At 42.9% G+C, this 4,157-nt stretch carries 4 protein-coding genes and 1 tRNA gene; 3 read left to right on the top strand and 2 right to left on the bottom strand.

All coding sequences use genetic code 11. The features are described from left to right. Positions 1-496: 496 nt before the first annotated feature. Positions 497-1,237, bottom strand: a complete 741-nt coding sequence (locus G9G57_RS25180; RefSeq protein WP_016818378.1) for a Crp/Fnr family transcriptional regulator — start codon at positions 1,235-1,237, stop codon at positions 497-499. A 298-nt stretch (positions 1,238-1,535) separates the two neighbouring features. Here G9G57_RS25180 and G9G57_RS25175 point away from each other — a divergent pair, with 298 nt between their 5' ends. The 3 genes from G9G57_RS25175 to G9G57_RS25165 all read left to right on the top strand — a co-directional run bounded on the left by G9G57_RS25175 (position 1,536) and on the right by G9G57_RS25165 (position 3,878). Beyond that, positions 1,536-1,985, top strand: a complete 450-nt coding sequence (locus tag G9G57_RS25175) for a GAF domain-containing protein (protein WP_017428696.1) — start codon at positions 1,536-1,538, stop codon at positions 1,983-1,985. A gap of 143 nt (positions 1,986-2,128) precedes the next feature. Then, positions 2,129-2,782, top strand: coding sequence for a response regulator (locus G9G57_RS25170; RefSeq protein ID WP_117290772.1), 654 nt, complete (start codon positions 2,129-2,131; stop codon positions 2,780-2,782). Next, complete coding sequence (locus G9G57_RS25165) at positions 2,775-3,878, top strand: PAS domain-containing sensor histidine kinase (protein ID WP_017428695.1); 1,104 nt, start codon at positions 2,775-2,777, stop codon at positions 3,876-3,878. Before G9G57_RS25170 ends, G9G57_RS25165 begins: the two co-directional genes overlap by 8 nt. A 204-nt stretch (positions 3,879-4,082) precedes the next feature. On the opposite strand, the gene G9G57_RS25160 is transcribed toward G9G57_RS25165, so the two are convergent. Then, positions 4,083-4,153: transfer RNA gene (locus G9G57_RS25160), tRNA-Gly, on the bottom strand. Positions 4,154-4,157: the final 4 nt, after the last annotated feature.

Raw genomic sequence — 4,157 nt, 5'->3', positions numbered from 1 at the left:
TAGAAAGAGCGATTAGCTCATTTTGAAACTGACGAGATAAAATATCTCATTGTTTGATTTTGCGAACAAAATCAATTTACTCACTCGTTGTTCAGTTTTCAAAGATCAAATTCTTTTTCACTGCGTTTTTCAGCAGCTATAAGATCATATCATGTTCATTTCAAAAATGCAAGGGTTATTTTTTTCGAAGATCATTTCACCCTGCTTATTCTCATTGAAACGGCTGTTTTGTTGTCAGTTAAAATAATATATCATTTTTAACTACAGAATACAACTTGTAATATTTCACAATAAACCAATATCTAAAATTTCTTTACTACTAGTCAACTATTTCAACATGATGGCTACTTCAAAACACTATATCGTTGATTTGCCGCTAAACGCGCCGTCGATTCTTTTTAAGATATCTACGATACTCGTTCCTTTTAATCGCTTGTTGTCAGAAGACTTACAATTAGACGGAGTCTTTTAGCCCCCGCCTAACAAGCTCATAAATTTATAGTCTGCAAATCTCATGGGCACATTGGCCATACGAAGGGCAACAGCACATAGCACGCAACACCTTGAGATCGTGAATGACGATTTTTCCGTCTCTCGTATCCAAGGTACCCTGCTCTTTCAGCGAGCTCAGCATCCGGTTCACACTCTCGCGCGTTGCTCCAATCATCTCACCCAGTTCGGAGTGACTTAACTTCATATTCAGTAAAATGCCATCCTTCACAGCTACGCCACATGTATTACTTGCACGGATTAAGGTAGACGCTAGTGCCCCCGTTTTACCATACAACAATAAGTCCCGAAACCGTGATTGCATAATTCGTTGCTTCATTGCCATCCACTGTATAAACTGAAGCGCCATTTCCCCATGCTTAGACAGGAGCGACTCCAGATCCTTAACAAGCACGACACCTAATTCACACACATCGGCTGTTTCTGCAGTGCAACTATACTCTTCCCCATCTATCCCACTAAACTCCCCGATTAAATCGCCTTGGTGCTGAATAGTCAGAATCAATTCTTTACCGTCTTCTGTCGACTTACGGAGTTTAACATGACCCGAATGTATATAATAAAGCTGCTCCGCATCATCCCCCTCTCGGAAAAGCATAACGCCTGCCTTTACCTTCTTCCAGGACATGATATCTTTTAACAGTTCAAAATGCTCTTCCGTCAGAAAAAGCTGAATCCCCGTGCGCTGCGCTTCGTCCCCAAACCGTTCCATACAAGTGGCTTGCATATTAGCGTCCTCCTCGTGTTTACCTAATATCTTAATCATAATGTTTTGATGCCTGGGTTGTTATCGGGAGAACACCTGATTTTGCACCTCCCTACTCCCTGATTTGCAGTGATAAATATCACTTCCAGGATTATCTAACGCCCCATTTATCGCCCCACCTCTTATTGATTACCCAGTCTAATGAAAAGTCAGTGTTTCCTGCGCCTATAGATCAGGGGGTTCCCTGAATTACTTTTGTACCTGTCAGAATTACAATAAATTAGAGCTACAGTTGGTTAAGATAAAGGATGTGTCTTCTATGCTACAAATAACGGATGAAATGCGAAATGAACTGAACCAGTTGCGAGATCATGTTTATGGGGATCTCACTGCACTTGCATTTATGTCCAGGTCAGGGGGTAAGTTGCATTGGTATTATGCCTCCGGCAGCCGAAACAATCGCTATCGCCTTATTTCTTTTAAAGTTGGGCATGGGATCGCCGGGATGGCTGTTCGTCTTGGACGTACTGTGACCGTTAGTGCTTTAATATCAGGCAGTATACGTTTACGTCAAGAATGTGCGCTTATGCTGGCCGAACAGTTACATTCTGCAGTAGCCATTCCCTTTTCCAGTACAGGAGACTTGCCAAACGGTGTGCTACTTGTCGGTAACCGTGAAGTGAGAACTTTCACCGAATCTGATGTAGCCAAGGCCACTCAAGTCGCTCATCGCCTTGGCCAGCTATGTGCCCTCCCTCTCACTCCATAGATTGATATTTGAAGAAAAATAAAATTATAAATATAAGTGAACATGAACAGCTCATCTAACTATCTCTGTTGATTGAAATCCCTAAAATTTGCTATGATTATGACAAAACGCACGGTTTTTTTACCGTTCGAGGGGATGACTAATTGATTCGTATACTAGTAGTGGATGATCATGTTGTCGTACGTTCTGGCCTCATGGCCCTATTGGACGGCAAAAACGGTATTAAGGTAGTAGGAGATGCAGCAGACGGGGATGAAGCAATCCGCAAAGCGGTGGAGCTACAACCTGATGTCGTGCTCATGGATTTTAGTATGCCACCTGGCAAAGATGGCCTCACGGCAACCACCGAATTAAAAAAACAGTTGCCGGATACAGAAGTACTTATTTTAACGATGCATGATGATGAGGAATATCTATTCCGAGCCATTCAAGCCGGAGCATCTGGATATATTTTAAAAAGTGCACCTCATGAGGAATTACTCGCTGCCATCCAGTCTGTAGCCGAAGGCAGTGCCTATCTGTATCCCAATGCAACCAAACGCCTGATGAGTGAATATCTGGACAAAATCAAACAAGAGGGCATAACCGGGCCGTATGAATCCCTGTCTGAGCGGGAAAAGGAGATCCTATCATGGGTAGCCAAAGGATATGCCAACAAGGAAATTGCCGAACACCTGGTGATTAGCGTCAAAACCGTAGAGTCCCACAAAAGCAACCTTATGGAGAAGCTTAACTTGAAAACACGGCCTGAGTTGGTCAAATTTGCACTGAAAAAGGGGTTGCTCCATTATGAATGAACCTTCTAACCCTTTACTGCAGCCCGCCTTTGGGGAGTCAACCGATAAACTACTGAATGATTTGGAAATTCATATACCAGATTCTCCTTTTCTCCATGTACTGCGTAGTTCTCTCCACCAGCTATCCAATCTAAAATTTGCTCTAGATACATCTTCCATCGTTGCTCTGACCGATCATCGAGGAATTATTCAGTACGTAAACGATAAGTTCTGTGAGATTTCGCAATATAGTCGTGAAGAATTGATCGGGCAGGATCATCGTCTCATTAATTCGGGCTATCATACTCGAGCCTTCATGAAGAACCTGTGGACTACGATCCGTTCTGGTGAGGTATGGCAGGGAGAAATACGAAATCGTGCTAAAGATAACAGCTACTACTGGGTGAATACTACGATTGTTCCATTTATGGACGAGGAAGGTAAACCCTATCAGTACTTAGCGATCCGTAATGAAGTAACTAAATTAAAAAAAGTAGAGGCAGAGCTTCAGACCATGATGACGCAAGTCATGCAAATACAGGAGGAAGAGCGTAAACGCTTTTCAAGAGAGCTTCATGATGGGATTGGTCAAAGCCTGTTTTCACTTATTATTCAACTAGATAGCCAACTAGCTGAACAACCCAACGCTACTTTGGAAAATTTGCGTGCACAGGTAACCGATATCATTAAAGATGTTCGTGGCCTAGCGTGGGAACTTCGTCCCTCAGTTCTGGATGATTTGGGTGTCGTACCAGCCCTAAGAACCTATATTGAAAATTTCTGTTCGCATTACGGAATCGAAGTGCATTTTCAATGTACTTTACGTAAACGCCTTGATATCCGAAAAGAAATAGCAATCTATAGAATTGTACAGGAAGCACTGACGAATGTGGCTAAATACGCAGATGTAGCAGAAGCATACGTTGATGTAGAGGATCAAGACGAAATAATAAAAGTAACTATTCGGGATGAGGGTATGGGCTTCTCTGGAGAATCCAAAGGAGAGGGAGTTGGATTGTTCAGCATGGAAGAACGAGCTAGAGGAGTAGGCGGCTTCTTGAGCATGACCTCTGCTCCAAATCAGGGAACCTCCATACAGCTGACCATACCAGTGTAAAACCTGTGTACTAGATCAGTTATCGGTGTATACTCACTGCAGGAGCAGAAGGAATACACCGATAGCAAGGATTATCGATAGTCAACACTTTGTAGAATCTATGGAAGATAAACATACAAAAAAAGAGAGAGCTCTGTCCCCAGACAGGCTCTCTTTATTTATAAGGTGTCACCACTGAGGCAACAAGAATCCGCTATAGCAAAAAGCGGGTGATGGGAATCGAACCCACGCTACCAGCTTGGAAGGCTGGAGTTCTACCATTGAACTACACCCGCAAAT

This window comes from Paenibacillus sp. EKM211P, assembly GCF_011066175.1.
Lineage (GTDB): Bacteria > Bacillota > Bacilli > Paenibacillales > Paenibacillaceae > Paenibacillus > Paenibacillus polymyxa.
The sequence above is the reverse complement of the archived record's forward strand: the minus strand, read 5'-3'. Positions and strand labels throughout refer to the sequence as shown.